At 60.7% G+C, this 26,298-nt stretch carries 29 protein-coding genes; 3 read left to right on the forward strand and 26 right to left on the reverse strand.

The annotated features are described in order from the left end of the window. Window positions 1-364: 364 nt before the first annotated feature. The 11 genes from H3028_RS08715 to ccmA form a co-directional block, all read right to left on the reverse strand. Entirely contained in the window at window positions 365-661 is a 297-nt protein-coding gene (locus tag H3028_RS08715) for a flagellar protein FliT (protein WP_181296639.1), read from the reverse strand. 128 nt (window positions 662-789) lie between these two features. Beyond that, on the reverse strand, window positions 790-1,212 hold the full coding sequence (locus H3028_RS21245; protein ID WP_375154401.1) for a hypothetical protein: 423 nt from the start codon (window positions 1,210-1,212) through the stop codon (window positions 790-792). A gap of 36 nt (window positions 1,213-1,248) precedes the next feature. Further along, window positions 1,249-2,463 carry a c-type cytochrome biogenesis protein CcmI gene (gene ccmI, locus H3028_RS08720; protein ID WP_181296640.1) on the reverse strand — a complete coding sequence of 405 codons (1,215 nt, stop codon included), beginning with the start codon at window positions 2,461-2,463 and terminating at the stop codon, window positions 1,249-1,251. Beyond that, window positions 2,460-2,933: a cytochrome c-type biogenesis protein gene (locus H3028_RS08725; RefSeq protein WP_181296641.1), complete on the reverse strand. Its 474-nt coding sequence runs from the start codon at window positions 2,931-2,933 to the stop codon at window positions 2,460-2,462. The genes ccmI and H3028_RS08725 overlap by 4 nt, the downstream gene beginning before the upstream one ends. Beyond that, complete coding sequence (locus H3028_RS08730; protein WP_181296642.1) at window positions 2,930-3,460, reverse strand: DsbE family thiol:disulfide interchange protein; 531 nt, start codon at window positions 3,458-3,460, stop codon at window positions 2,930-2,932. The genes H3028_RS08725 and H3028_RS08730 overlap by 4 nt, the downstream gene beginning before the upstream one ends. Window position 3,461: 1 nt before the next feature. After that, on the reverse strand, window positions 3,462-5,435 hold the full coding sequence (locus H3028_RS08735; RefSeq protein WP_181296643.1) for a heme lyase CcmF/NrfE family subunit: 1,974 nt from the start codon (window positions 5,433-5,435) through the stop codon (window positions 3,462-3,464). Further along, a complete protein-coding gene (ccmE, locus tag H3028_RS08740) occupies window positions 5,432-5,899 on the reverse strand; it encodes a cytochrome c maturation protein CcmE (RefSeq protein ID WP_168424939.1) in 468 nt (155 codons plus the stop codon). The genes H3028_RS08735 and ccmE overlap by 4 nt, the downstream gene beginning before the upstream one ends. Then, a complete protein-coding gene (ccmD, locus tag H3028_RS08745; RefSeq protein ID WP_181296644.1) occupies window positions 5,896-6,072 on the reverse strand; it encodes a heme exporter protein CcmD in 177 nt (58 codons plus the stop codon). Before ccmD ends, ccmE begins: the two co-directional genes overlap by 4 nt. A 232-nt stretch (window positions 6,073-6,304) precedes the next feature. Further along, entirely contained in the window at window positions 6,305-7,090 is a 786-nt protein-coding gene (locus H3028_RS08750; protein WP_181296645.1) for a heme ABC transporter permease, read from the reverse strand. Between the two features lie 154 nt (window positions 7,091-7,244). Further along, on the reverse strand, window positions 7,245-7,916 hold the full coding sequence (gene ccmB, locus H3028_RS08755) for a heme exporter protein CcmB (protein WP_168424942.1): 672 nt from the start codon (window positions 7,914-7,916) through the stop codon (window positions 7,245-7,247). Next, on the reverse strand, window positions 7,913-8,548 hold the full coding sequence (gene ccmA, locus H3028_RS08760; RefSeq protein WP_181296646.1) for a cytochrome c biogenesis heme-transporting ATPase CcmA: 636 nt from the start codon (window positions 8,546-8,548) through the stop codon (window positions 7,913-7,915). The genes ccmB and ccmA overlap by 4 nt, the downstream gene beginning before the upstream one ends. Window positions 8,549-8,679: 131 nt before the next feature. On the opposite strand from ccmA, the gene H3028_RS08765 reads away from it, so the two are divergent. Together H3028_RS08765 and H3028_RS08770 are read left to right on the forward strand one after the other, a co-directional pair. After that, entirely contained in the window at window positions 8,680-10,203 is a 1,524-nt protein-coding gene (locus tag H3028_RS08765) for a flagellar hook-length control protein FliK (RefSeq protein ID WP_181296647.1), read from the forward strand. Beyond that, window positions 10,200-10,523, forward strand: coding sequence for an EscU/YscU/HrcU family type III secretion system export apparatus switch protein (locus H3028_RS08770; RefSeq protein WP_181296648.1), 324 nt, complete (start codon window positions 10,200-10,202; stop codon window positions 10,521-10,523). Before H3028_RS08765 ends, H3028_RS08770 begins: the two co-directional genes overlap by 4 nt. Here the strand turns inward: H3028_RS08770 and H3028_RS08775 are convergent. From H3028_RS08775 to flhA, 15 genes are all read right to left on the reverse strand, one after another. Then, window positions 10,504-10,944, reverse strand: coding sequence for a rhodanese-like domain-containing protein (locus H3028_RS08775; protein ID WP_181296649.1), 441 nt, complete (start codon window positions 10,942-10,944; stop codon window positions 10,504-10,506). The genes H3028_RS08770 and H3028_RS08775 overlap by 20 nt on opposite strands. Window positions 10,945-11,152: 208 nt before the next feature. Continuing rightward, window positions 11,153-11,566 carry a DUF2802 domain-containing protein gene (locus H3028_RS08780; protein WP_181296650.1) on the reverse strand — a complete coding sequence of 138 codons (414 nt, stop codon included), beginning with the start codon at window positions 11,564-11,566 and terminating at the stop codon, window positions 11,153-11,155. Between the two features lie 3 nt (window positions 11,567-11,569). Then, window positions 11,570-12,049: a chemotaxis protein CheW gene (locus H3028_RS08785; protein WP_181296651.1), complete on the reverse strand. Its 480-nt coding sequence runs from the start codon at window positions 12,047-12,049 to the stop codon at window positions 11,570-11,572. A gap of 86 nt (window positions 12,050-12,135) precedes the next feature. After that, complete coding sequence (locus H3028_RS08790) at window positions 12,136-12,966, reverse strand: CheW domain-containing protein (RefSeq protein WP_181296652.1); 831 nt, start codon at window positions 12,964-12,966, stop codon at window positions 12,136-12,138. A gap of 86 nt (window positions 12,967-13,052) precedes the next feature. After that, complete coding sequence (locus H3028_RS08795) at window positions 13,053-13,841, reverse strand: ParA family protein (RefSeq protein WP_181296653.1); 789 nt, start codon at window positions 13,839-13,841, stop codon at window positions 13,053-13,055. 98 nt (window positions 13,842-13,939) lie between these two features. Then, on the reverse strand, window positions 13,940-14,758 hold the full coding sequence (gene motD / locus H3028_RS08800) for a flagellar motor protein MotD (RefSeq protein ID WP_181296654.1): 819 nt from the start codon (window positions 14,756-14,758) through the stop codon (window positions 13,940-13,942). 157 nt (window positions 14,759-14,915) lie between these two features. Continuing rightward, on the reverse strand, window positions 14,916-15,656 hold the full coding sequence (locus H3028_RS08805) for a flagellar motor protein (protein ID WP_181296655.1): 741 nt from the start codon (window positions 15,654-15,656) through the stop codon (window positions 14,916-14,918). Further along, the gene (locus H3028_RS08810; RefSeq protein WP_181296656.1) at window positions 15,656-16,753 is read right to left on the reverse strand and encodes a chemotaxis response regulator protein-glutamate methylesterase; all 1,098 of its coding nucleotides are present in this window, start codon (window positions 16,751-16,753) and stop codon (window positions 15,656-15,658) included. The genes H3028_RS08805 and H3028_RS08810 overlap by 1 nt, the downstream gene beginning before the upstream one ends. Window positions 16,754-16,798: 45 nt before the next feature. Next, entirely contained in the window at window positions 16,799-18,973 is a 2,175-nt protein-coding gene (locus H3028_RS08815) for a chemotaxis protein CheA (protein WP_181296657.1), read from the reverse strand. Window positions 18,974-18,985: 12 nt separating this feature from the next. Next, a complete protein-coding gene (locus H3028_RS08820) occupies window positions 18,986-19,780 on the reverse strand; it encodes a protein phosphatase CheZ (RefSeq protein ID WP_181296658.1) in 795 nt (264 codons plus the stop codon). Window positions 19,781-19,803: 23 nt separating this feature from the next. Continuing rightward, the gene (locus H3028_RS08825; RefSeq protein ID WP_181296659.1) at window positions 19,804-20,178 is read right to left on the reverse strand and encodes a chemotaxis response regulator CheY; all 375 of its coding nucleotides are present in this window, start codon (window positions 20,176-20,178) and stop codon (window positions 19,804-19,806) included. A 117-nt stretch (window positions 20,179-20,295) separates the two neighbouring features. Beyond that, a complete protein-coding gene (gene fliA / locus H3028_RS08830) occupies window positions 20,296-21,042 on the reverse strand; it encodes an RNA polymerase sigma factor FliA (RefSeq protein ID WP_375154402.1) in 747 nt (248 codons plus the stop codon). After that, entirely contained in the window at window positions 21,039-21,866 is an 828-nt protein-coding gene (gene fleN, locus H3028_RS08835; RefSeq protein ID WP_181296660.1) for a flagellar synthesis regulator FleN, read from the reverse strand. Before fleN ends, fliA begins: the two co-directional genes overlap by 4 nt. Window positions 21,867-21,957: 91 nt before the next feature. Next, window positions 21,958-23,235, reverse strand: a complete 1,278-nt coding sequence (flhF, locus tag H3028_RS08840; RefSeq protein WP_181296661.1) for a flagellar biosynthesis protein FlhF — start codon at window positions 23,233-23,235, stop codon at window positions 21,958-21,960. A gap of 16 nt (window positions 23,236-23,251) precedes the next feature. Beyond that, on the reverse strand, window positions 23,252-25,372 hold the full coding sequence (gene flhA, locus H3028_RS08845) for a flagellar biosynthesis protein FlhA (protein WP_181296662.1): 2,121 nt from the start codon (window positions 25,370-25,372) through the stop codon (window positions 23,252-23,254). 246 nt (window positions 25,373-25,618) lie between these two features. Between flhA and sodC the strand changes: the two genes are divergently transcribed. Beyond that, window positions 25,619-26,140 carry a superoxide dismutase family protein gene (gene sodC, locus H3028_RS08850; RefSeq protein ID WP_181296663.1) on the forward strand — a complete coding sequence of 174 codons (522 nt, stop codon included), beginning with the start codon at window positions 25,619-25,621 and terminating at the stop codon, window positions 26,138-26,140. The last annotated feature ends 158 nt before the right edge of the window (window positions 26,141-26,298 follow it).

Raw genomic sequence — 26,298 nt, forward strand, 5'->3', positions numbered from 1 at the left:
GCGCTCGTCTCGCTAGAAACGACTACGTCATCGGCAGATAGCCGTTAGTAAATTAAAAAAAACGTCGCGAGTCAAATTTATGACGTGATTCAACGACAAAAAGACCATTAAATGCATCTCTTCATCGATACAGGGGCAGAAAGGATACAAATGTGCCGGTCAGAATGCCGGCAGCGCTCGCTAGCGAAGCGTGACTTGACTGTATCGAACGAAGCTGAGGGGCGCATCGCGTTGCGGGCGGGTAATTAGGTTTACCGTCACGCTGCTTCAGGCGCAAAAGGATCCCGGCGTTACAGATTGATACTCCGTGCAGCCAACAGAACGGCAGCCGGCCAATGGTATCGCAGGTTTGGCATGCCTCAGGTCAGCCAAACAGCTTATAGACGTTGGCACCGTGCTGAGATTGATTGAGCTGGATCAGCTCATCCGCGACACGCCGCTGCTCGGCCTGACAGGTCATGACCAATTCACGATAAAGGCTCACCAGCTCCTGCAATCGCTGACGAATCGCCGGCTCGTCCTCGCGAGGTTCAACCATCGCGTCGTCGATGACTTGACGGCATTGCAGATCCAGGACGCTGATCGACGTCCAATCCTGTTGAACCATCGCGTCGCGCAGCGCGTTGCCGGTTTCTTCGAGACGTTTGACTGCTGCACTCATGGATCCGCTCCGGATGAACTGATTACAAGGCCTAGCCTGGACGGCTGCCCGGCACGATTGCTGTGCCTGAAACCTTTATCGGCAAACCTCGATTCGCCTTTAGCACAACCGCGGATAAAAGTCGGAGCTCAATGCAGACCGCGTAGCCCCGTCGGAACGCTGGGAGGCGCAACTGGCTCCCAGGGACCATCGGGACGGCCAGAGCAATACCAGTCGCCATCCCAACGGTAGTAAAGCCGCTCGCGATAGAACATGTTGCGCCCTTCCACGACATAGACACCCAGGCGATTGTCCCAATGCGCAGCGGCATGAGGAGGTGGCGCGTAACGCGGGTGGCTTTTCTGAGTCGCTGGCGGGCGTGGTGCCGGTGGTGTGCGAACCGGCGGTGGGCTGGTGACGGGTTCGCGAGGCTCCGATACCGGCGGAAGCGGCCGGCGTGTCGGCTCCGATGTCTGATACGGATTTCCCGCACAGGCTCCCAACAGCAGCGCCAGCACCATTGCGCCGCCCATTTTTGATAGACGATATGCGCCTGTCGAAACCGAGTTCATCGCCATTGTTCCGGGCCTCTTGAGTGCCACGCGAGATCAGGGCGTGTCAGGTTGGTTGATGATCAGCTCGACCGTGTCGTCGTGACCCAACGCCAGCGGTTCACTGCTGCCCTTCCACTCGCCTTGAAGGGCGTTCCCATCTCGGGAAATACGGGCAAGCAGCCTGACCTGTTCGAAGTTGGACAAGCGAAGCTGCGGAGTCATCGCATCGGCATCGCTCAAACTGACCGTAGCAGGCAGATCGGCGACGGTCAGGCGCTTCACTGCCAGTGGCATCGGCGGCCCAGACATCGCGCGGGCGAAAACGAACACCGTATCAGTCGGCTGCACGTCATCGGTAAGCGCCGCGTCCAATCGTACGTCGACCTTCAGGCCGGCGTCGACAGCGGCCGTCTCGCCTGCAGGCTCCTTCACCCTTGCCGATGCCGGTTCGCCGAGCTGCTCGCGCGCTCGAGCGATACCGCCCTGAATGGCTTCGCGAGACGGGTCTTCGACCGGCAGAGTCGCGACCAGTCGCTCCCAGAACGCTATTGCCTCCTCGAAGCGCTCACCCTCGTATGCCGCGATGCCCAACAGACCAAGGCTGGTGACCTCGTTAGGATCGCCCTTTAACGCTTCGTCGGTCAGCTGTTGCATCTGCGCCGACCATTGGCGATCTTCCGCGAAATAGAGCGCCTGCGCCCACTGCCCCAAGAGCTCCGGCTGACGACCGGCCAGGTTGATGAGCTGCTCGTAGGCGGCGGCTGCATCGGCGGGGCGTTCCTGACTCATGTAGGTTCGGGCCAGGAAGTACCACGCCTCGGTGGACTCGGGCTGCGCCTTCACCGCGCGCTCCAGCCGCGCAATCATCTCTTCAATGGTTTTGGGTTGCTCGGTGAATTCCCGTGCCAATTGCAGCTTATCGCTCGCCCCCCAATGCGAATACAGACCGTAACCAATCAGCGGCACGAGGATCGCCGCGATCAATGGGACGGCCCGGCCCAAGTCACTGTTTCGGCGGGTTTCGCCACCTTCTGTGTCGTCGAGCAGCTCACGCGCCGCATCGGCACGTCCCATCTCGAACTGTTCCAGCGTGAGGGTCCCAGCAGCCCGTTGTGCAGCCAGTTCACCGAGCCGCTCTTCATAGAGCGCGACGTTCAGTGCCGTCCGGTCCTCTTCTGCCTGTACACGACGCCCGCGCAACAGGGGGAGCATCAGGAACGCCAGGGCGGCCAGCAGCAGCAGGCCGGCACCTATCCAGAAATCGATCATGGGTCTTTTTTATCCAGCAACGTAGCGAGGCGTGCACGCTCGGCCTCGGAAAGTGTGTTCGACGCTTGGTCGGCCATGCCCCGGCGACGCCGCATCAGGATGACCGCCAGTACACCGCCCCCGAGGACGAGCAAGGCGACCGGGCCATACCAGAGCACGAGTGTCTTGGCGTTCACAGGCGGCTTATAGCGTACAAAGTCGCCGTAACGCGCAACGAGGTAATCGATGATTTGCTCGTTGCTCTGCCCTTCTCCCAGCATGCGGTAGATTTCGCGACGCAGGTCCATGGCGATGGGTGCGTTGGAGTCGGCAATGTTCTGGTTCTGGCATTTGGGGCAGCGCAGCTCCTCGACCAGCGTGCGGTAACGTTCCCGCTCGGCCTCATCCTTGAATTCATAGGCATCGATAGCGGCCTGCGCGCCGCCCGCCAGACACAGCGCCAGCAGTACCCCCCGAATCAGCTGTCTCATTCGTCCACCAGCTCCTGGTACAACGCGGCGAGCTGCTCACGCCAGACGCGCTCATCGATGACGCCGACATACTTGTGGCGAATGATGCCCTGCTTATCGACGAGAAAGGTTTCCGGTGCACCGTACACGCCCAGATCCAGCCCCAGGCTGCCCTGCTCGTCGCGAATGTTCAGCTGGTAAGGATCGTGAAAATCCTTGAGCCATTCCTGGGCGTCGGCGTTGTCATCCTTGTAGTTGACGCCATGGATGTTCACGCCTTGAGCCGCAAGCTTGTTGAGCACCGGATGTTCGACCTTGCAGGCCACGCACCAGGTTGCCCAGACGTTGACCAGCGCCGGCTTGCCCTTGATATCTTCCGCAGTGATCAACCGCTGCGGATCCTCGACCGAAGGCAGGGAAAATGACGGCAGTGGCTTGCCGATCAGCGCCGACGGCAGCTCGGTCGGGTCCAGGAACAATCCGCGATAGAGAAACACGGCGACCAGCAGAAAGATCGCCAACGGCAGCAACATCAAAAGTCTTTTCATCTCAGGCTCCTTGCTGGGCCAAACCGAGTGCGTCGCGGACGCGGGACCTGACTTTCACCCGGTAACGTTTGTCGCAAACCGACAGCACACCACCCAGCGACATCATCAGGGCGCCCAGCCAGATCCAGCGCACGAACGGCTTGATGTGTACCCGCACCGCCCAGGCACCGTTCTCCAGGGGCTCGCCCAGTGCCACATAGAGGTCACGGGTGAAGCCTGCATCGATGCCCGCCTCGGTCATCGGCATCTGCTGCACGGTATAGAGGCGCTTCTCTGGATGCAGCGTCGCGACTTGCTTTTCGCCATCGAAGACACGGATGGTGCCCATGTCGGAGGTGAAGTTGGGCCCTTCGAAGTGCTTGGCTCCGTCGAAGACGAAGCTGTAACCGCCCAATTGCAGCGACTCCCCGGGCGCCAGACGCAGGTCGCGCTCATCGCTTTGCAGGCTCGTCAGCACCACGCCCAAGGCACAGACCACCAACCCCAGGTGCGCCAATTGCATCCCCCAATAGCTCGGCGCCAGGCTCCGCACGCCTTTCAGCAGGCCCTTGTGGCGAGTCTTGTCGAGTATGTCGCGCGTCCCCGCAGCTACCACCCAGGCTGCCAGCAGACAGACAGCCAGCACAGCCCAATGGAAGTCGCCGAACAGCATCGAGCCTAGCCCGCCCAGGACAGCGCTGGTGATCAGCACCGGCGCCAGCATGCCCATCAACCATTTCACCGGCGTGTCTTTCCAGCGCACCAGCACCCCCACGCCGATTGCAAGCATCAGCGCACCAACGAGCGGCAGGAACATGGCATTGAAATAAGGGGGGCCGACCGAAAGCTTGGTGTTCGACAGCGCATCGAGCAGCAGTGGATAGAGCGTACCCAGCAGAATCATCGAGGTGGCGACGACCAACAGCAGGTTATTAATCAGCAGCAGGGTCTCACGCGACCACAGACCAAAGCCGATCTGGCTCTTCACCACCGGCGCGCGCAGTGCGAACAAGGTCAGCGATCCGCCGACTACCAACAGCAGGAACGCCAGAATGAACACGCCGCGTTCCGGGTCAGTTGCAAACGCGTGCACCGAGGTAAGTACCCCTGAACGAACCAGGAATGTACCCAACAGGCTGAGCGAGAACGCTGCGATAGCCAACAGCACGGTCCAGCTTTTGAACACGCCACGCTTCTCTGTCACCGCCAGAGAATGAATCAACGCGGTGCCTACCAGCCACGGCATGAAGGACGCGTTCTCCACTGGATCCCAGAACCACCAGCCGCCCCAGCCCAGTTCGTAATAGGCCCACCATGAACCCAGGGCAATACCCGTGCCCAGGAAGGCCCAGGCAATCAGCGTCCAGGGGCGCGACCAGCGCGCCCAGGCGGCATCGAGTCGGCCACCGAGCAATGCGGCAATGGCGAACGAAAAGGCCACGGAGAAACCGACATACCCCATGTAGAGCATCGGCGGATGTACCACCAGACCGAAGTCCTGCAGCAGCGGATTCAGGTCACGGCCGTCCATCGGCGCTTGTGGCAGCAGGCGCTCGAAGGGATTGGAGGTGACAATCAGGAACAGCAGGAAGCCGATACTGATCAATCCCATCACGCCCAATACCCGCGCCAGCATGTCGTCAGGCAACTGGCGCGAGAAGATCGCGACGGCGAAGGTCCAGGCGGACAAAATGAAGGCCCACAATAGCAACGAGCCTTCGTGCGCGCCCCATACCGCACTGAATTTGTAGTACCAGGGCAAGGCGCTGTTGGAGTTCTGCGCGACGTAGGCCACGGAGAAATCGTCCACCATGAACGCATAGGTGAGGCAGGCGAAGGAGAACGCCAGGAAGGAAAACTGTCCCCAGGCAGCCGGTTGCGCCAAACCCATCCACTGATGATCACCGCGCCAGGCGCCGATCAGTGGAAGCGTGCCCTGCACGACCGCCAGGCACAGCGCCAGAATCATCGCCAGATGACCGAGCTCGGGGATCATTTCGCATACTCCTGCTTGTCGCCTTCGTAATGCTTCATCATCCCGCTCTGCTCCAGCGCCTGGCTGACTTCCGGCGGCATGTAGTTCTCGTCATGCTTGGCAAGTACCTCATCGGCCACCAGAACGCCGTCGGCATTCACGCGGCCGAGGGCAACGATGCCCTGCCCTTCACGGAACAGATCGGGGAGGATGCCCTGGTACTGGATGGTCACCGTCTCATTGTTATCGGTGACACGGAAGGAGACGGTGAGCGAGTCGCTGCTGCGCTTCACCGACCCTGCCTCGACCAGGCCACCGGCCCGAATCCGCGTGCCCTCCGGGGCTTCGCCCGCAGCGATCTGCGTCGGCGTGTAGAACAGGTTGATGTTCTCTTGCAGAGCAGACAATGCCAGCGCCACCGCGATACCGACGCCTGCCAGAATGGCCAGCACGATGAACAGACGCTTCTTGCGCACAGGATTCACTTCATTTCCTCCCGGCGCAAACGACGCGCCTCGTCTTGCAGATAACGCCGGCGCGCCATGGTCGGCAGCGCCACGTTGAGAATCAGGACCGCCAGGCTGATGCCGTAGGACGTCCAGACATACAGGCCATGGTTGCCCATGGCGATGAATTCGGAGAACGACGAGAAATTCATGATGCCTTGCCTAGGGTCTGTTGATGTTTCGTAGCGAGCCGCGTTGCTGCGTCAAATGGCGCCACGCAAGGCGCGGGACGCAGGGAATGGTCATTCCCTTGCCAAGTCCCGCAACGCCGCATGACGCCATTTGAAGAGCAACCCGCAGGGACGGGGCCCGTTTGACGCAGCACTGCGTTACTCGTCGCTCATTGGGAATAACCAAACCATGCTCCTCGCGCCTTGTTCTGCGTCAAACGGGCCTTCGTCGCGACCGCGACGAAACATCATCAGACCCTATGAGCGTTTTCACTTCAGCCTTGACCCAGCTGCTTCGCGACTCGCGGCGCAGCACTTCCAGGCGCATGCGCATCAGCAGCACCAAGGTGAAGAAGCAATAGAACCCCAGCACCATGACCAGCAGCGGCAGCCACATTTCCATGGGCATGGCCGGTTTTTCCGTCACGGTGAAGGTGGCGGGCTGGTGCAGCGTGTTCCACCACTCCACCGAATACTTGATGATCGGAATGTTGACCACACCGACGATGGACAGCACCGCACAGGCCTTCGCCGCGCTGTCGCGGTTGGTGATGGCCTGGCCCAACGCAATGATGCCGAAGTACAGGAACAGCAGAATCAGCATCGATGTCAGGCGCGCATCCCACACCCACCAGGCGCCCCAGGTCGGCTTGCCCCACACCGCACCGGTAAGCAGCGCAATGAAGGTCATCCAGGCGCCAATGGACGCGGCCTGCTGCAAGGCGACATCGGCCAGCTTCATTTTCCATACCAGCCCGACGACCCCGGCCACCGCCAGCATCACATAGATCGATTGCGCCAGAAACGCGGCCGGCACGTGAATGTAGATGATCCGGAAGCTGTTGCCCTGCTGGTAATCCTGCGGCGCGAAGGCCAGCCCCCAGACCGTCCCCACACCAATGAGCAGCAGCGCTGCCCAGGCCAGCCACGGCATCCAGCGACTGCTGATCTCGTAGAACCATTTGGGCGAACCCAGCTTGTGGAACCATGTCCAGTTCATAGCACCTGCCTCAAGGCCATCGCGCCTGGCGATACCGCCCCTAAACCGGACAGTCGCCTCTGGCCAGCGATCAGTAAACTCATCGTTACCGAAGCCGCTGATGTCACTTCGGCGACTCGTGTTCCGCTATCGGATAGATCCATGGTGCAGTCCGTCATTCGCCAACACTGATCTTCAGGCCGGCCGCTATAGCAAAGGGTGTCAGGGTAACTGCCAGAGCAGTCAGGCTGGAAAGCCATAATAGGTGTCCGAGCGCAGGCAGCCCCTGCAGTGCTGCCTGCAGCGCCCCGCTGCCCAGAATCAGCACGGGGATATAAAGCGGGAGAATGAGTAGCGCCAACAGCAGTCCGCCACGCTTGAGCCCGACCGTCAACGCCGCCCCCACCGCTCCCAGCAGACTGAGCACTGGTGTGCCCAGCAGCAGGGACACCAGCAGCACCGGCAATGCGCTGACCGGCATTCCCAGCATGAGGCCCAGTAGCGGGGCCAACAAAACCAGCGCCAGACCGGAAAACATCCAGTGTGCCAGCACCTTGGCGAGCACAAGAAGTGCCAGAGGGTGCGGCGAAACGACCCACTGCTCGAGCGAGCCGTCCTCGAAATCGCTGCGGAACAGCCCATCCAGCGAGAGCAGCACTGCCAGTAACGCGGCTACCCAGATCAGCCCGGGGGAAATCGTTTGTAGCAATTGCGACTCGGGGCCGACCGCCAACGGAAATAACGCAATGACGATGGCGAAGAACACCAGCGGGTTGGCCAGCTCCGCCGGACGGCGGAACAACAGGCGGCTTTCGCGAGCCAGAAGCAGCGTAAAGACGTTACTCATGCGGTTCGCTGCCCCAAATCTATCTCGCGGAAGCCTGCCGGCTTCTCCGTCAGCGAATGGTGCGTGGTCAACACGACCAGGCCACCCTGCTCGCAGTGCCCCGCCAGATGTCGCTCGAGCTGCGCCACGCCATGTTTGTCGAGCGCAGTGAAGGGTTCATCGAGGATCCACAAGGGTGGTGGCGAGAGGTACAGCCGGGCCAGGCCGACGCGACGTTGCTGACCGGCCGATAATGTATGACAGGGTACATCCTCGAAACCGCGCAATCCGACGGAATCCAGCGCTTGCCAGATCGCATCGCGCGTCGCAGGCTGATGCAGAGCACAGAGCCAGGTGAGGTTTTCCTCTGCGGTGAGCAGCCCCTTGATGCCCGCGGCATGACCGATCCACAACAGATTGCGAGCCAGCTCGCCGCGCTGGCTCTCGAGGTCCCGACCGTTAAGTAGCACCTTTCCGGCGGTCGGCTGCATCAGCCCGGACAGCAAGCGCAACAGGCTGGTCTTGCCACTGCCGTTGGGGCCGGCGATCTGCAACATTTCCCCTTTGGCGATCCGCAGGTCTAACCTTTCGAACAGAAGGCGCCAGTCCCGCTCGCAGGAAAGCGCCACAGCTTCTAGAAAGGGACTGGACACGCTAGGGCTACCTCAAGATGGAAGGAGCCAGGCCGCTATATCGATGGCAGGCTGGGCGGCCGGAATTATACATGCCGAGCCCCTGCACCAAAGGCCACAACGGCGAAAGGTTGTAAGAGCATTTAAGTAAGATGACCGAGATCAAAAGCACCCAGGCAATCCCCGCCTCAGGCCCGTCTCGCCCATTGGCGAACACGGCCGAGATGGCCTTGAAATTGTTGCAGCCGATGCAGGGATTGCTAATCGCGGGGGAAAGCGCCGAGGCCGAGGTCATCAGTATCAAGGAGGCACTGCAGAACTTTCAGCTGACGTTGCGCCTGACGCTTAACAATGGGCGGCAGGCGACCATCGAGACCAGCAGCCCGAAAGCCGCCGTGCCGGGTGCGGCCATGATGGTCACTGCGCTCTCCGACACCCGTCTGATCGCCGCACTGCAGCCAGGCAATCGGCAGCCACAAAGCAGCATCGACCTCGGGCAGCTGCCGGTGGGCACCGTGGTGCAAGGCAAGGTGACGGCCAGCCAGCAAACACAGCAGGACGGAAAAAACCTATTCAAAGTGGTGATCACCCTGCTCAACTCGCCACTCGCCGGACACAAGCTGAACGTCGAGTCAGCCATGCCGCTCGCACCGGGCAGCCTCATAACGGCCCGAGTCCAAGGCGACCAATCGCTGTCGTTCATGCCACTGAGTGGTCGCCTCGATCAGTTGGTGCTGGGCCAGCAACTCACCGCGCAGCATAACCGCCAGGGTTCGCTCGAAGGGCTGCTCGGCGCGCTCGGATCCGGTTCAGGTCTGCCCGAACAATTGCGTGGTGCGGCCGAGCGCTTGCTCGGTCTGGTTCCGGATATGCAACAGCTTGGCGATACCAAGACCCTGGCACAGGCATTGGCGCGTAGCGGTGTGTTTCTCGAATCAAGCCTGCTGAGCGGTCAGGCGAGCAACCTGCCGGCGGATATGAAAGCCGCCCTGCTCCGCCTGATTGCTCAACTACCCGGGCTACCAGGAAGCGGCCCGCTGGCGGCGGCACAAGCCGGCGCAACCCTCGGCCAGGCGCTGCCGGCATTTGCCCGCAGTGCCCTGGGTGCGCTTGGACAGCCAAACGCGCGCCACCTGGCGCAGAACTTTCCACTGCCGAGCCGCTTGCCGCCGAACGTTGGCGATGAGGCCGATCTCGAATTGATATTGAAACTTGCCGCTGCAGCGGTCTCTCGACTGCAGACACATCAGCTGTCCAGCCTCGCCCAGACCCAGACGGGCCCCGACGGCACTCAGGTCACCACATGGCAGATCGAGGTACCGATGCGGGATCAACGGGAGATCGTCCCGCTGCAGGTGAAACTTCAGCGCGAAGAAGAAACTCAGCACAGCCACAAGGAAAAACCGGAAACCCTCTGGAAAGTCGAGCTCGCCTTTGACGTCGCACCTTTAGGTCCGCTGCAAGTTCAAGCGCAGCTGCTACAGGGCAGCCTATCCAGCCAGATATGGGCGGAACGCAGCGGCACCGCCCAGTTGATTGCAGCAGAACTCGATCACCTGCGTCAGCGACTGGTCACGGCCGGATTGAACGTCGGCGAGCTGGCCTGCCGCCAGGGTACGCCGCCCCAAGGCCCGCGCACCTCCCTGGATCAACGCTTCGTGGATGAAACTGCATGACCGCCAACACACCACGTCAGGCCATCGCACTGACCTACGACGGCGCCAACGCGCCAACCCTGTCAGCCAAGGGTGACGACGACCTGGCCGAAGCGATACTGGCGATCGCCCGCGAGCACGAGGTGCCGATCTATGAGAACGCCGAATTGGTGAAACTGCTGGCGCGTCTGGAGTTGGGCGACGCCATTCCCGAGGCGCTCTACCGCACCATTGCCGAGATCATCGCGTTTGCCTGGTACCTGAAAGGCAAGTGCCCATCAGGTTTTACCGAGCCACAGAGCCGACCGGCCGTCCCGCGGCTCAATGGGCCTGAGCGTTGAGAGTCGTGACCCCGCTGAAGCGACTCTTCTCCTGCGGGAAATCCGCCAGTACCCATGCAAAATAGCCCGCGCGGAAATAAAACACCTGCTCGTAGCCCCACTCCACCGCCAGACGAACCGCCTCGGCGCTGGCCGGACAGACCTCACTGTCACAGTAAACCACCAGCGGTACGGTTCTAGGCCACTCCGCGCGCGCGAGGCCGAAGAATTCGCGCGCGAGATCCATGTGCACCGCGCCTTCGACATGCCCCCAGCTCCACTCACGGCTTGGCCGAACGTCGACGAACACAGCACCAAGCTCATGGAGTTGTCTGGCCTGGTACACGTTGACGGTCATGGCACCGTCGACTTCCACCGGCGCTTCCGCGGCACTGAGCCACGTTGGGCTCATCAGCAGACACAGCATCAGAATGCGCAGCATCACATCCTCCTCGCCCAACTTAGGGCAGGGGCTTACGCCGGACATGGCGGAGCCCTGTCCAGTTTTGGAGGAAGCAATGGTCATATCGTTCACTGCCAAGGCCGGAGGGCCGGACAAACGTCACAGAATGACAACGACGAAATAACAGGCCGTTGAAAATACCTGCGTACTTTGTTTTTAACGGCCAATAACGGTGAGCAGCGTTGCGCTAGTCAGATTTGCGCCGCGCCTGATGCAGCTTGCGCATCAGCTCGGCTTCGGACTGGGACAGACCACAGGATTGCGTCAGGTCATCGACGCTGGCACCCATACCGACCAATTTGGCGGCTTGGGAGAATGAGAAATTGTTCGGATCGCGCTGTTCGAGTTGGCTGAGCTTTTCCGGCAGCGGTGCAACGATGCGTGACAACTCTCGCAGGTTCTTGGCCATCGTGACACTGCCTTGCTGATGGCTATCCAGCCGAGCACCAAGCTCCTTGATGCGCTGGTCACGGGCCGCGTTCTCAAGCGCTTGCGCCTGGATCTGCCGTTGCTGGCGTCGAAACAACCAGATGCAGCAACCCAGCAGTGCCAGACAGCACAGAGCAAGCGCGACGACCGCCGCAACCAGCGACTCGATCATGAATCAGATGCTCTCAAGTTCCGCCCATTCTTCTTCGCTCATCATCTTGTCCAGTTCGACCAGAATCAGCAGCTCGTTGTTCTTGTTGCAAACACCCTGAATGAATTTCGCCGACTCGTCGTTACCGACGTTGGGTGCGGTCTCGATCTCCGACTGACGCAGATAGACCACCTCGGCAACGCTGTCGACCAGAATGCCAACCACCTGGCGATCTGCCTCGATGATCACGATACGGGTATTGTCCGACACGGGTGCCGTCTCGAGGCCGAAGCGCTGGCGCGTATCGATCACGGTGACTACGTTACCGCGCAGGTTGATTATGCCAAGCACATAGCTTGGCGCGCCTGGTACCGGCGCAATTTCGGTATAGCGCAACACTTCCTGGACCTGCATCACATTGATGCCATAGGTCTCGTTATCCAGACGGAAGGTTACCCACTGCAGGACCGGATCATCGGAACCCTGTGCGGAAGTCGTCTTCATAGCCCCACCTCTTCTTATACCGCTGTGGCGGTCGATTCTATCGGTTACGCGGGGCGCTTGCGCGCACCCACGGTTGTTCAATTCGTTTACGACGGGATGCCCTTGAGATGGCGGGTCGCGCCGCTGGCAATCAGTTCTGCAAGCGCAGCCACGTCCACCAGCGCGCACATATGATCAATCACTGTTCCGGCCAGCCAGGGCCGCTGGGTGCGCTGCGAGCGCCATTTGACCTCCTTCGGGTCCAGGCGAATCGAGCGACTGACCTGATGCACAGCCAATCCCCACTCGTGGCCTTGCACCGAGATCACGTACTGCAGCCCCTCGCGAAAATCATCACGATACCGATCGGCCATGACCCAACGCGCCGTATCCAGCACCTTCAGATTACCGGCCTGACTCGGCAATATGCCGAGAAACCAAGTGGGCTGGCCGAACAGCGGTGTCAGCTCCTGCCCGGCGAGCGGATAGATCGAACCGAGGCTGACCAGCGGCACCGCCAATGTCAGACCGGCCACGTCGAACAGCAGGCACTCGAACGGCTCCTCGCCCCATTCCGGCTGGCCGCCCCGGTGTACCGGCGGGCCGCCAGGCATCTGCACTTTCGGTTCGAAAGTGGCTATCGGCTCGATCGATGCTGGTAGCGGCTCTGCCGGCGATTCGGGCTGCAGCTCGAGCAACGCCTCCGGCTCGGCGATAACCGGCGCAAGCATTGGTATCGGCTCAGGCTCGGGTAACGCAACCTGCCGCAGCGGAACGACCCGCTGGACGTCGCGCTGCTGCTCCTCGAGCACCGCCGCCAGGAACTCGTCGTGGCTGACCGAATCGGTCAGTTCCATGACGGCATCCTGCAGAAGCGCGTCGAGATAGGACTGCAGCGTCTGTTGCGAACGGCTTTCTTTAAGAACGGTACGGCTCATGAAACCAACTCGTGCAAACCCACTGGATAGGCTATCGGCCGCAACCACGGCGAACTTGAACCACGATCAAATCCGTATGTCGCCATTCAGGCGACCTGCGGCGAAGCTTGTGCCGCCAGCAACGTCTTGAGCAGCGCCCGGTAGGCCAGCACGCCCCGGCTGTTCGGATCATGCTGCGATGGCGTCAAACCAGCGCGACTGGCATCGCGCAAGCGCGTATCGATCGGGATAAAGGCTTGCCATAGGTTTTCCTGGTAACCGTTGCGCAAAACCTTGAGCGTATTCATCGAAGCCTGGGTGCGTCGGTCGAACATGGTCGGCACGATGGTGTAGGGCAATGCCTGCCGACGCGACCGGTTGATCATGCTGAGCGTGCTGACCATGCGCTCCAGGCCCTTCATCGCCAGGAACTCGGTCTGCACCGGGATGACCAACTGCTGGCTGGCCGCCAGTGCATTGACCATCAGCACCCCGAGCAAGGGCGGACTGTCGATGATGGCGTAATCGAAATCCTGCCAGAGCTGCGAAAGGCTCTTGGCGATGACCAGACCGAGGCCGTTCTGCCCGGGCGACTGACGCTCCAGGGTCGCCAGCACGGTGCTCGATGGCAGCAGCGAAATGCGCTCATGGCTCGTCGGCAGCAGCAGCTGCCAGGGCAGCCCCTCTGGAACGCTGCCCTGATGCTGGAACAGATCGAAAACGCTGCGATCGAGATTATCCGGATCATGACCGAAATAGCTCGTCATCGAGCCATGGGGATCGAGATCCAACGCCACGACCCTCTTGCCGGAATCAGCCAGCAATCCGGCGAGCGCGATGGAGGTAGTGGTTTTACCCACTCCGCCTTTCTGATTGGCTACTGCCCAGACTCTCATAACTCTCTTTCCATCCGGATCGGACCAGACCGGGAACGGCCGTGTCGGCATAACCGACGACGAGGAATTGACGACACCGCGAGCGGCACCTAACGATCTCAAGGAATAGCACGTTGTGTGCCAGAGTGCGGGGCTGGTCCGATAGCTCGGGCGCTGCCGCCGCCAACACCGCTGATACCCCGTCGCACATCGAGATTGCGTGAAATAACCAGAATCACCCGGCGGTTACGTGCCCGGCCCTCCGCAGTCGCGTTATCCGCGATGGGCTGAAACTCGCCGTAGCCCACCGCTGCCAGGCGTGATGGATCGACGCCATCGGCCGCCAACATCCGCACGACACTGCCGGCGCGGGCGGCCGAAAGCTCCCAATTAGTCGGAAATTTGTTCGTACTGATGGGCAGGTTGTCGGTAAAGCCTTCGACATGAATCGGGTTATCAAAAGGTGCCAGAATCCTGGCGATTTTCTCCAACAGATCGAACGCATGGTCGTTGGGTAATGCATCGCCGCTGGGGAACAGCAGGCTGGAATTCAGCTCGATTTCGACCCAGAGCTCATTGCCTCTGACGGTAAGCTCGTTCGTGTCGATCAGGTCGGCGAAAGCCTCCCGCATGCTCTGCATGATGCTTTGCAGGGGATCAATCGGTTGCTGTGATGCCTGCGGCTCGTCGATCTCAGACACATCCGGCTGCGTAGTGCGCGGCCGCTCTTCGCCGATTGGGATTGGCTTGACGGCGCGGTCGACCTGATTGAAGACGCCCACGAGCGAATCCGACAGGATTTTATATTTGCCTTCATTGAGCGAGGAAATCGAATACATCACCACGAAGAAGGCGAACAGCAAGGTGATGAAATCCGCGTAGGAAACCAGCCAGCGCTCGTGATTCTCCGGCTCTTCGTGCGTTCTGCGTCGACCCATGATCAGCCTACTCTCAGCAGTGACGGGTGAGCAGACATAGCAACGGGCCTGCTCGCAAAGGCGGCGCTGTAGCGAATAACGACCGTGATTTGAGCCTGTACCATGTTTCTTCCCGTGTCCGCGGCGGCAGGGGTGCGCACCGTCGGCCTTCCGCCGCTCAATCCATGAAGCCTTGCAGCTTCATCTCGATCGAGCGGGGATTTTCCCCTTCGGCAATCGACAGAACGCCTTCGAGCAGCATCTCGCGATAGGCGGTTTGCTTCTGCACCACGCTCTTGAGCTTGTTGCCCATTGGCAATACCAGCAGGTTGGCAAAGGCCACGCCATAGATGGTGGCAACAAATGCAACGGCTATGCCACTGCCTAGCTGGCTTGGGTCGGCGAGGTTGCCCATCACGTGAATCAATCCCATCACCGCACCGATGATGCCCACCGTGGGTGAATAGCCGCCCATGCTCTCGAACACTTTTGCCGCTCGCAGATCGCGGGTTTCCTGGGTGTACAGGTCAACCTCGAGAATGCTGCGAATCACCTCGGGCTCGGCGCCATCGACCAGCAACTGCAGGCCTTTGCGAGCGTAGGGATCGGGCTCGCTTTCGGCGATCGGCTCGAGCCCCAGCAGCCCCTCCTTGCGCGCCGTGGCACTCCAGCCAGTGACCTGACTGATGCCGCCAGCCATGTCGACACGCGGGGGGAAGAAAATCCAGCCGAGAATCGACATGGCCCGCATGAACACCGCCATCGGCGTCTGCAGCAGAACCGCGCCCAGCGTGCCGCCCAGCACGATCAGCGCTGCCGGACCATTGAGCAACGCCGAGACGTGGCCGCCCTCAAGGAAATTGCCACCGACGATGGCGACAAACGCAAGGACCAGCCCGATGAGGCTGAGCACATCCATTAGAGGCACGCCTCGCTCAGATGCCGGCCGATGTCATCGAGGCCGTAAACCGCATCGCTGAGGTTGGCCTTCGCCACCGCCATAGGCATCCCATAGATGACACAACTGGCTTCGTCCTGGGTCCACACCTGGCTGCCGCTCTGCTTGAGCATGCGCGCGCCTTCGCGACCGTCGGCACCCATGCCAGTCAGCACGACCGCCAAGACCTTGTCGTGGAATGCCTTCGCGGCAGAGCCGAACGTGACGTCCACGCATGGCCGATAGTGAAGCCGCTCGTCGCCAGGCAGGATGCGAATCGCACCCCGCCCGTCGATCATCATCTGCTTGCCGCCGGGTGCCAGCAGCGCGAGACCGGGGTGCAGCAGATCGCCGTCTTCGGCTTCTTTGACACTGATCTTGCAAAGCTTGTCCAGACGCTCGGCGAATGCCTTGGTGAAAGCGGCGGGCATGTGCTGGATCAATACGATGGGAGCCGGAAAACTGGCGGGCAGCTGAGTCAGCACGCGCTGAAGCGCCACCGGACCACCGGTCGATGTACCAATGGCCACCAGTCGATAAGACTTGCGACGAGGCGCTGGCGCCGCATGAGCGGGCGCCGCGGTACGGGCCGGCGCAGGTGCGACACCCGACGGAGCGGACGTGTTGCGCGCCGGCGCTGTTACAGCTGCGGTACTGCCGACGGCGCTACTGTAGCGACGGTTGCTGCGCGAAATCGTGTGGATCTTCTCGCAGAGCAGCTGCTTGACCTTGTCCGGATTGCGCGAAATATCCTCGAAATTCTTCGGCAGAAAATCCACCGCTCCGGCGTCCAGCGCATCGAGCGTCACCCTCGCACCTTCGTGGGTAAGCGAAGAGAACATCAGCACCGGGGTCGGACAACGCTGCATGATCTGCCGCACCGCGGTGATGCCGTCCATCATCGGCATCTCGTAATCCATGGTGATGACGTCAGGCTTCAACGCCAAGGCCTGGTCGATTGCCTCGCGCCCATTGGTAGCGGTGCCAATTACCTGGATATTCGGGTCTGAAGAAAGGATGTCCGATACCCGGCGACGGAAGAAGCCGGAATCGTCCACCACCAGGACCTTGACTGCCATAAAACACTCCTAGCGACAGCGGCCATCAGAACCGCTGTCCAGTGATCAGATGCGGCGTGCGTAACGCTTCAGCATGCTTGGGACATCGAGGATCAGGGCGATACGACCGTCGCCGGTGATCGTCGCGCCGGACATGCCCGGAGTGCCTTGCAACATTTTGCCCAATGGCTTGATCACCACTTCTTCCTGCCCCACCAACTGATCCACGACGAAGCCGATGCTCTGGTTGCCGACGCTCAGAATCACGACATGACCCTCGCGCTGCTCCTCATACTCGGCACCGCGTACCAGCCAGCGCTTGAGGTAGAACAATGGCAGTGCTTTGTCACGGACGATCACTACTTCCTGACCATCAACCACGTTGGTGCGCGACAGATCGAGATGGAATATTTCGTTGACGCTCACCAACGGGAAGGCGAAGGCCTGGTTGCCCAGCATCACCATCAGGGTGGGCATTATCGCCAGCGTCAGCGGTACCTTGATGACGACGCGCGAGCCTTGGCCCTTGCTGGAGAACACGTTGACCGTGCCGTTGAGCTGCGAAATCTTGGTCTTGACCACGTCCATGCCGACACCACGGCCGGACACATCGGAGATCTCCGATTTGGTGGAGAAGCCCGGCGCAAAGATCAGGTTGTAGCATTCCAGATCGTTCAGGCGATCGGCGGCTTCCCGTTCCAGCAGGCCCTTCTCTACCGCCTTGGCACGCAATATGTCGGCGTCCATACCCTTGCCGTCATCGGTGATCATCAACAGGATGTGATCACCTTCCTGTTCGGCTGAGAGCACCACCTTGCCGGTGCGCGGCTTGCCGGCGGCCTCGCGCTCTTCTGGCGTCTCGATACCGTGGTCGACCGCGTTACGCACCAAGTGCACCAGCGGATCGGCCAAGGCTTCGACGAGGTTCTTGTCCAGATCGGTTTCTTCGCCGACCAACTCCAGGTTGATCTCTTTCTTGAGGCTGCGCGCCAGGTCTCGAACCAGGCGCGGGAAACGGCCGAACACCTTCTTGATCGGCTGCATGCGCGTTTTCATCACGGCGCTCTGCAAATCGGCGGTCACCACGTCAAGGTTGGATACGGCTTTGGCCATGGCTTCATCGGCACTGTTAGAACCCAGACGCACCAGACGGTTACGCACCAGTACCAGTTCGCCGACCATATTCATGATCTCGTCGAGCCGCGCGGTATCGACCCGTACAGTCGTCTCGGCTTCGCTCGCCGGTTTCTCGGGCGCCGGGGCTGCCTTGGAAGCAGCCTCTGCCTTGGGGGCCACCGCTGCCTTGCTTGTTACAGACGCTGCTGCTGGCTTCGGCGCTGCATCCTTCTTCGCTACCGGTGTAGCAGCCGGAGCCGCTGTAGCGGCAGGCACTGGGGCTACGGGAGGAGCCGCCTCCGGCTCGAACTTCCCTTTACCGTGCAGTTGATCCAGCAGTGCTTCGAATTCGTCATCAGTGATTTCATTACCACCGGACGCCACAGGCGTAGCCGGAGCCTCGGCACGAGGCGCAGCGGCAGCCGGTTCGGCGAACTGGCCTTTGCCATGCAACCGATCGAGCAATGCTTCGAATTCGTCGTCAGTGATCTCATCACTGGCTGGGGTTTCGGCGAACGGCGCGATCGGCGTCGGCTCTACCGCAAATTGCCCCTTGCCATGAAGCTGGTCGAGCAGCGATTCGAACTCCGCGTCGGTGATCTCGTCCGTGGCCCCGGCAGACGGAGCCTCGGCGGTCTGGTCCAGCGCGCCCAGGAACTGCTCGAATTCATTGTCTGCCGTCGCGGCTTCTGGCTCAGGCTCGGCTGGCGCTTCGGCCAACGGCTGCTCCGCTCCGGCCGGTTCGGCCAGACGTGCAAGTGCTGCCAGCAGCTCAGGGGTAGCGGGGGTCACCGCGGTGCGCTCGCGCACCTGGCTGAACATTTCGTTAACGGCGTCCAGTGCCTGCAGCACGACATCCATCAATTCCGAGTCGACGCGACGCTCACCCTTGCGCAGGATGTCGAAGACGTTTTCCGCGATGTGGCAGCACTCGACCAGCTCATGCAGCTGGAGAAAACCGGCACCGCCTTTTACCGTATGGAAACCGCGAAAAATCGCATTGAGCAAGGCTGTGTCATCGGGGCTGCTTTCCAGCTCCACCAGTTGCTCTGACAATAGTTCGAGAATCTCGCCGGCCTCTACCAGGAAATCCTGGAGGATTTCTTCATCGGCGTCGAAGCTCATATTCACCTTCCCCTAAAAGCCCAGGCTCGAAAGCAGATCATCGACATCGTCCTGCCCGGATACGACATCCTCACGTATATCGGCATGCATCTGCGGACCTTCACCGTTGGAAGGCTCTTTTTCTTGTTTTTTCTTTTCCTGCTCGGCGCGCATCGCTTCGCGGTCATGCTGGATGCCCGCCACGCGATCAACCTGCCCGGCCATCAGCACGAGATTCAGCAGGTTGTTTTCAAGATCGGTGATCAGCCGGGTGACACGTTTGATCACCTGACCGGTCAAATCCTGAAAATCCTGGGCGAGCATGATCTCGCTGAGATTTTGCGATAGTTGGCTACTGTCGTTCATCGAGCGCTGCAGGTACTGATCAATGCGACGGACCAGATCCCTGAACTGCTCGGCATTCATTTCGCGGCGCATGAAGCGCTGCCAGTCAGCTGCCAGACCCGGGGCCTCATGACTGATGAAGTCAACCAGCGGCGCCGACTCTTCCACGAGATCCATGGTGCGGTTGGCGGCCTTTTCGGTCATCTCCACCACATAGGAAAGCCGATCGGTGGCGTCGGTAATCGGTGACGGATCACCACCCGTAGCACAGGTATCCATCTCGAGCTTGACGATGGCGTTATGCAGCTCACGGGTGAGCTTGCCAACCTCTCGATAAAGTCCGTTATTTCGGGCCTGGTTGAGCTCGTTGAACATCTGTGTCGCTTCGTCGAAGCGGCCTTGTTGCAGACTCTCGATCAACTGGGGTGCATGAGCCTTCAGAGTCGCTTCGAACTCTGCCAGGCTTTGCTCTGCTTGCGTCATAGTGCCCTCGCGGCGTTACTGCTTCAGCCGTTGACGCGCTCGAAGATTTTTTCAATCTTCTCTTTGAGCACTTGAGCCGTGAATGGCTTGACCACGTAACCGTTTACGCCTGCTTGCGCGGCCTCGATGATCTGGTCGCGCTTCGCTTCGGCGGTAACCATCAGCACCGGAAGATGCTTCAAGCGTTCGTCGGCACGCACAGCACGCAGCAGATCGATGCCGCTCATGCCCGGCATGTTCCAGTCTGTGACCAGGAAATCGAAACTGCCGCTCTTCAGCATCGGCAACGCAGTGATGCCATCATCCGCTTCGGCGGTGTTGGTAAAGCCCAGATCACGCAAAAGATTCTTGATGATCCGTCTCATGGTCGAAAAGTCATCGACGATGAGGATTTTCATGTTCTTGTCCAAGTACACCTCCGTAAATCCCGAAATCCCATAACCTGCTCACGGTCTGTTGCGGGCCTTCATGATGAAGCTCGTAAGCGGCCTCTAATACTTTTTTCGAACCGCCCGTTAACGGGCCCGCCACTCGCCGAGGCGGGCCCGCAGACGCGCCGCGCACTGACTGTGCAACTGGCTCACCCGCGATTCGCTGACCCCCAGCACTTGGCCGATTTCCTTTAAATTCAACTCTTCGTCGTAATACAGTGAAAGCACCAGCTTCTCGCGTTCAGGCAGGTTGCCGATGGCCTCGGCCAGCGCCTGTTGAAAACGCTCGTCTTCAAGATCGCGGGACGGTTCCGGATGGGTGCTTGCTGCATCCTGCTCGAATTCCCCGTGCTCGCCTTCCTGAAGCAGATCATCAAAGCTGAACAGGCGGCTGCCCAGGGTGTCGCCCAGAATGCCGTAGTACTCATCGAGACTCAATTTAAGTTCGGCCGCAACGTCCTGATCTTTAGCGTCGCGACCGGTTCTGGCTTCAATTGCCCGAATCGCCTCGCTGACCATGCGTGAATTGCGGTGCACGGATCGCGGCGCCCAATCGCCCTTGCGGACCTCATCGAGCATTGCGCCACGGATACGGATACCGGCGTAAGTCTCGAAACTCGCCCCCTTTCCGGAGTCGTATTTCTTGGACGCTTCCAGCAATCCGATCATGCCGGCCTGCATCAGATCATCGACCTGCACGCTCGCTGGCAAACGCGCCAGGAGGTGATAGGCAATACGCTTGACCAACGGCGCGTACTGATCGATGAGCTGGTATTGCGAGTCTTTTGCCTGAGCTTTGCTGTAGTACATACCGAATCCAGCTGCTGTCATTCGTTACGGTCTGCGGCGGGCCTGACGAGGCGCTCCACAAAGAACTCCAGGTGGCCCCGCGGCGTTGCCGGCAGTGGCCAGCTATCCACCTTCTGCGCGATGGCCTTGAATGCCAGCGAGCATTTGGCGCGAGGATAGGCCTCATAGACGGCACGCTGTTTCTGTACCGCCTTGCGCACCGCCTCGTCGTAGGGGATCGCACCGACGTATTGCAGCGCCACGTCGAGGAAACGCTCGGTCACCTTAGTCAGTTTGGCGAACAGGTTGCGTCCTTCCTGCGGCGCGTGCGCCATGTTCGCCAGGACACGGAAGCGGCTGATGCCATAGTCCCGATTGAGCAGCTTGATCAACGCGTAGGCATCGGTGATCGAGGTGGGCTCGTCGGTCACGACCAGCAATACTTCCTGCGCAGCGCGCACGAAGCTCACCACGCCGTCGCCAATGCCCGCCGCAGTGTCAATGATCAGTACATCGATGTCGTTTCCGATATCGCTGAAGGCCTGAATCAGCCCGGCGTGCTGAAGAGAAGACAACTGCACCATGCTCTGGGTGCCCGACGCCGCGGGCACGACGCGGATGCCGCCTGGCCCTTGAATCAGCACGTCACGCAGATCGCACTCGCCGGCAATGACGTCGGCCAGTGTGCGCTTGGTCGTCAAACCCAGCAGTACGTCCACGTTAGCCAGTCCAAGGTCGGCATCAAGCAGAACCACCCGACGACCGAGCTCGGCCAGGGCCAAGGCCAGATTGACCGACACGTTGGTCTTGCCGACGCCACCCTTGCCGCCAGTCACCGCAATAACCTGTACGGGATGAATACCCATTTTCACACGCCTATCTCTTGCTGGAGCCCGAGGGCCATCGATACGTTCAGCCCGAACGCGTCTTCTTTGTGTGTATCACAGAGCAAAATACTCATCCGACTTTCCGTGAAGAACCGTTGTACAGACCGGAGAACATGTCGGCCATGGTTTCCTCGCTGGGATTCTCGTCGGATTGCAGGCTCACCGCCCTGCTCACCAGCTGGTGGCTGCGCGGAAGATGCAGATCGTCAGGGATGCGCGGCCCATCGGCAAGGTAAGCGATGGGCAGATGCTGGCTGATGGTGAGACCCAGCACATCACCCAGGCTCCCGGCTTCATCCAGTTTAGTCAGAATGCAGCCAGCCAGCCCGCATCGGCGGTAGTTATGCCAGGTCGCCTTGAGTACCTGACTCTGGCTGGTCGCCGGCAGCACCAGGTAATTCTTCGACTTGACGCCGCGATCGGCCAGTGCTTCGAGCTGAACACGCATCATCGCGTCGCCGGCCGGCAGGCCAGCGGTATCGATTAGGATCAGGCGCTTGCGAGCCATCGGCGCCAGAGTCTTGCTCAATGGCTGACTGGGATCGATTTGGATGACAGGCACGTCGAGGATGCGCCCCAAGGTCTTCAGCTGCTCCTGCGCACCGATGCGATAGTTGTCCATGCTTGCCAGTGCAATGCTTTGCGCGCCGTGCTTGAGCACGTAGCGCGCCGCGAGCTTGGCCAGCGTGGTGGTCTTGCCGGCACCGGCCGGGCCGACCAGCGCAATAATGCCGCCCTCTTCCAGCGGCTCGACCTTGCTGACCTTGATCGATTGCGCCAGGTGCGCCAGGAGCATGCGCCAGGCCTGACGCGGTTCGGATACGGTGGAAACCTTTTCCAGCAATGCGCGCGACAGTTCGGCCGGCAAGCCGACGCGTTGCAGGCGGCGCCAGAGCCCGGCCTGTTGCGGACGACGGCTCTGCTCCTGCCCCCAGGCAATCGAGCCAAGCTGCACTTCGATCAACTCGCGCAACCCCTGCAGCTCCGACTGCATGGCTTCGACCGCACGCGTATCGAACGAGGCACTCGCGGCGACTGGCGTTGGTTGAACGGCAGCAGGTTTCTCGTCAAGCAGTTGACGATCCTGCCCGGCAGGGCTGCGCGATGGCGCTTGCAGGTCCGCATGGGCACTGGCGATACGCGCCTGGGTCTTGCGCAGCTCCGCTTCCAGCGCCGCATTCGGCTGCTTCGGGGCTGCCGGCTCCATCGGATAATCAAGCACAGCAGTCAGCTCGACGCCGCCGGCAACACGGCGATTGCCCGTGATCACGGCATCGGCGCCCAGCTCGTCACGAATCATCTTCATGGCGATACGCATGTCGGCTGCGAAGAAACGTTTGACCTGCATGGCCTATAACCCTCGGTTAATTCTGACCCACCGTGGAAACGATGGTGACCTGCTTGTTATCCGGTATTTCCTGGTAGGCGAGGACGTGAATGTTCGGTACGGCCAATCGGGCGAACCGCGACAACATCGCGCGGACTGGACCGGCCACCAGCAGTATCGCCGGCTTACCCAACATTTCTTGACGCTGTGCTGCCTCTACCAGGGATCGTTGCAACTTCTCGGCCATTCCTGGCTCCAGAAGAATTCCGTCTTCGGAGCCTTGCCCTGCCTTCTGAAGACTATTGAGCAATATCTGTTCCAACCTTGGCTCCAGCGTGATCACAGGTAGCTGCGGCTCTAGTCCTACAACGTTTTGCACGATTGCACGGGCCAACGCGACCCGTACCGCAGCCACCATCGCGGCGGGATCTTGACTCTTGGCGGCGACGTTGGCGATCGCCTCGGCAATGGTCCGGATGTCACGCACCGGCACCTGCTCCTGCAGCAGCGCTTGCAGCACCTTGAGCAAGGTCGACAACGAAATCATCCCGGGCACCAGCTCTTCTGCGAGCTTTGGCGAGCTCTTGGCAAGCAGCTGCATCAATTGTTGAACCTCCTCATGCCCCAGCAACTCGTGGGCATGCTTGTGCAGGACCTGGTTCAGGTGCGTCGCGACCACGGTGCTGGCATCCACCACGGTGTAACCGAGCGACTGGGCCTGGTCGCGTTGTGCGGCCTCGATCCAGACCGCTTCCAGGCCGAACGCCGGATCTTTGGCAGCGATGCCATTGAGCGGCCCGAACACCTGGCCCGGATTGATCGCCAGCTCGCGGTCCGGGTAGACCTCGGCCTCGGCCAGGCTCACGCCCATCAGCGTCAAGCGATAGGCATTGGGCAGCAGATCGAGATTGTCGCGAATGTGCACCGATGGCATCAGAAAGCCGAGATCCTGCGAGAGCTTCTTGCGCACGCCTTTGATCCGAGCCAGCAGCTGTCCACCCTGGTTGCGGTCAACCAGCGGAATCAACCGGTAACCGACCTCCAGGCCGACCATGTCCACCGGTGTCACATCGTCCCAGCCCAGCTCCTTGGTCTCCGCCGCGCGCTGCGCAGGCAGCAATTCCTGCTGCTTTTGCACGTCCTCCTCGGCCTGTTGCTTAACTTGCTTCTGGCGATGCCAGATCCAATAAGCACCACCTGCGGCGACCGTACCGAGACCGATAAACGACATGTGCGGCATGCCGGGCACCAGGCCCATGGCAATCATGATGCCGGCGGATACGGCCAGCGCCTTGGGCGAGGCGAACATCTGCCGATTGACCTGCTGGCCCATGTCTTCGGAGCTAGTGACACGGGTCACCATGATGGCTGCTGCTGTCGACAGCAGCAGCGAAGGGATCTGCGCCACGAGGCCGTCACCGATGGTCAGCAGCGCGTAGACCTGGCCTGCGTCGCTGAAGCTCATGCCGTGTTGCGCCATGCCAATGCCGACGCCGCCGATGAGGTTGATGAACAGGATCAGCAAGCCGGCGATGGCGTCACCGCGGACGAATTTGCTCGCACCGTCCATCGAGCCGTAGAAATCCGCCTCCGAGGCGACCTCGACCCGACGCAGCTTGGCTTCGGATTGATCGATCAGCCCAGCATTGAGGTCGGCGTCGATGGCCATCTGCTTGCCGGGCATGGCATCCAGAGTGAAGCGCGCACTGACTTCCGAAATCCGCCCGGCACCCTTGGTGACCACGACGAAGTTAATAATCATCAGGATTGCAAAGACGACGATACCGACGACGTAGTTACCGCCGATCACCACGTTGCCGAACGCCTCGATCACATGGCCCGCTGCCGACCCGCCCTCATGGCCGTTGATCAGCACGACTCGTGTAGACGCCACGTTCAACGCCAGACGCATCAAGGTGGCGACCAGCAGAATCGTCGGGAACACCGCGAAATCCAGTGGCCGCAGCGCATAAACACTGACCAGCAGCACGACGATCGACAGCGCGATGTTGAAGGTGAACAGCAGGTCCAGGAGGAACGGCGGCACCGACAACATCATCATGCCCATCATCACGAGCAGCAGCAGCGGCACACCAAGATTGCCGCGCCCCGCGCCCGCCAGGCCATTGCGAATATGGATGAGTTGCGTGCGATCCACGTAGACCCCGACAAAACAGAACAAAGAATTGACGCAAAAAGCGCTCTGCCCGAGCTATAGCAAGAAGGGGTCCAACTTCCACGCGCACTTGCATCCGCCGAGCAAGCGGCGCTGTCAACGAAGCCATGTTCGAACCGACCGGACACTGGACAGTCTCACCCTAGGATCGCTGATCGGCAGCAATGCCGAGACGGCAATCGCTATCTGCGGCATTTTTCGCGCCTTCACTTCACAGGAGTTTTTGCCATGAAACAGTGGATCATCGCGGCCCTCGCCAGCTGTACGGCCATGGGCCTCCAAGCCGAAACCCTCAGCGTGCCGGTCAAGGCTGTATCAGCTGAAGGCATCGGCGAGTCCGTCGGCACCGTCAAGATCGAGAGCAGCCAATACGGATTGGTATTCCGTCCCGAGCTGTCCGGCCTGGACGCCGGCGCACATGGTTTCCACATCCACGCCAAGGGCAGCTGCGAGCCGGCGGACAAGGACGGCGAAACCATCGCAGCGGGCTCGGCCGGCGGTCACTGGGATCCGAAGAACACCGGCAAGCATGGCGAGCCGTGGGGGGAAGGCCATATGGGCGATCTACCGGCATTGATGGTCGACAGTGAGGGGCAGGCCAACCAACCAGTCCTGGCACCTCGCCTGAAAAGCCTTGGCGATATCAAAGGCCTGGCATTGATGGTTCACAAGGGCGGCGACAACCATTCCGACCATCCGCAGCCACTCGGTGGTGGTGGCGCTCGGGTCGCGTGCGGAGTGATCGAATAAAGCGGCTGAACGCCGAAGAAACGGCTCCCGGCTTCAAGCTTCAATGCAAGGGTGAGTTTCAGGTGCGCACACCGTTACGGTGAGTCCAATGCACGCGGGGTGGGCTTTAGCCCACAAGATGCTCGTCACAGTCCCCGCAGCAGGCTGAACTCACCCTG

The organism is Pseudomonas sp. Q2-TVG4-2 (assembly GCF_013620795.1).
Classification (GTDB): domain Bacteria; phylum Pseudomonadota; class Gammaproteobacteria; order Pseudomonadales; family Pseudomonadaceae; genus Stutzerimonas.

Coding starts and splice junctions, on each gene's coding strand:
- ccmB (WP_168424942.1), bottom strand. CDS start 7,916: ATGAGTAACGTCTTTACGCTGCTTCTGGCTCGCGAAAGCCGCCTGTTG.
- ccmI (WP_181296640.1), bottom strand. CDS start 2,463: ATGATCGATTTCTGGATAGGTGCCGGCCTGCTGCTGCTGGCCGCCCTG.
- H3028_RS08810 (WP_181296656.1), bottom strand. CDS start 16,753: ATGGCAGTCAAGGTCCTGGTGGTGGACGATTCCGGCTTCTTCCGTCGC.
- ccmD (WP_181296644.1), bottom strand. CDS start 6,072: ATGAATTTCTCGTCGTTCTCCGAATTCATCGCCATGGGCAACCATGGC.
- H3028_RS08725 (WP_181296641.1), bottom strand. CDS start 2,933: ATGAGACAGCTGATTCGGGGGGTACTGCTGGCGCTGTGTCTGGCGGGC.
- H3028_RS08785 (WP_181296651.1), bottom strand. CDS start 12,049: ATGAAGACGACTTCCGCACAGGGTTCCGATGATCCGGTCCTGCAGTGG.
- H3028_RS08770 (WP_181296648.1), top strand. CDS start 10,200: ATGACCGCCAACACACCACGTCAGGCCATCGCACTGACCTACGACGGC.
- H3028_RS08775 (WP_181296649.1), bottom strand. CDS start 10,944: ATGCTGCGCATTCTGATGCTGTGTCTGCTGATGAGCCCAACGTGGCTC.
- H3028_RS21245 (WP_375154401.1), bottom strand. CDS start 1,212: ATGAACTCGGTTTCGACAGGCGCATATCGTCTATCAAAAATGGGCGGC.
- fleN (WP_181296660.1), bottom strand. CDS start 21,866: ATGGGTATTCATCCCGTACAGGTTATTGCGGTGACTGGCGGCAAGGGT.
- H3028_RS08795 (WP_181296653.1), bottom strand. CDS start 13,841: ATGAGAGTCTGGGCAGTAGCCAATCAGAAAGGCGGAGTGGGTAAAACC.
- H3028_RS08750 (WP_181296645.1), bottom strand. CDS start 7,090: ATGAACTGGACATGGTTCCACAAGCTGGGTTCGCCCAAATGGTTCTAC.
- H3028_RS08735 (WP_181296643.1), bottom strand. CDS start 5,435: ATGATCCCCGAGCTCGGTCATCTGGCGATGATTCTGGCGCTGTGCCTG.
- flhF (WP_181296661.1), bottom strand. CDS start 23,235: ATGCAGGTCAAACGTTTCTTCGCAGCCGACATGCGTATCGCCATGAAG.
- H3028_RS08730 (WP_181296642.1), bottom strand. CDS start 3,460: ATGAAAAGACTTTTGATGTTGCTGCCGTTGGCGATCTTTCTGCTGGTC.
- H3028_RS08820 (WP_181296658.1), bottom strand. CDS start 19,780: ATGACGCAAGCAGAGCAAAGCCTGGCAGAGTTCGAAGCGACTCTGAAG.
- fliA (WP_375154402.1), bottom strand. CDS start 21,042: ATGACAGCAGCTGGATTCGGTATGTACTACAGCAAAGCTCAGGCAAAA.
- H3028_RS08765 (WP_181296647.1), top strand. CDS start 8,680: ATGACCGAGATCAAAAGCACCCAGGCAATCCCCGCCTCAGGCCCGTCT.
- H3028_RS08790 (WP_181296652.1), bottom strand. CDS start 12,966: ATGAGCCGTACCGTTCTTAAAGAAAGCCGTTCGCAACAGACGCTGCAG.
- sodC (WP_181296663.1), top strand. CDS start 25,619: ATGAAACAGTGGATCATCGCGGCCCTCGCCAGCTGTACGGCCATGGGC.
- H3028_RS08805 (WP_181296655.1), bottom strand. CDS start 15,656: ATGGATGTGCTCAGCCTCATCGGGCTGGTCCTTGCGTTTGTCGCCATC.
- motD (WP_181296654.1), bottom strand. CDS start 14,758: ATGGGTCGACGCAGAACGCACGAAGAGCCGGAGAATCACGAGCGCTGG.
- H3028_RS08815 (WP_181296657.1), bottom strand. CDS start 18,973: ATGAGCTTCGACGCCGATGAAGAAATCCTCCAGGATTTCCTGGTAGAG.
- H3028_RS08715 (WP_181296639.1), bottom strand. CDS start 661: ATGAGTGCAGCAGTCAAACGTCTCGAAGAAACCGGCAACGCGCTGCGC.
- H3028_RS08825 (WP_181296659.1), bottom strand. CDS start 20,178: ATGAAAATCCTCATCGTCGATGACTTTTCGACCATGAGACGGATCATC.
- H3028_RS08780 (WP_181296650.1), bottom strand. CDS start 11,566: ATGATCGAGTCGCTGGTTGCGGCGGTCGTCGCGCTTGCTCTGTGCTGT.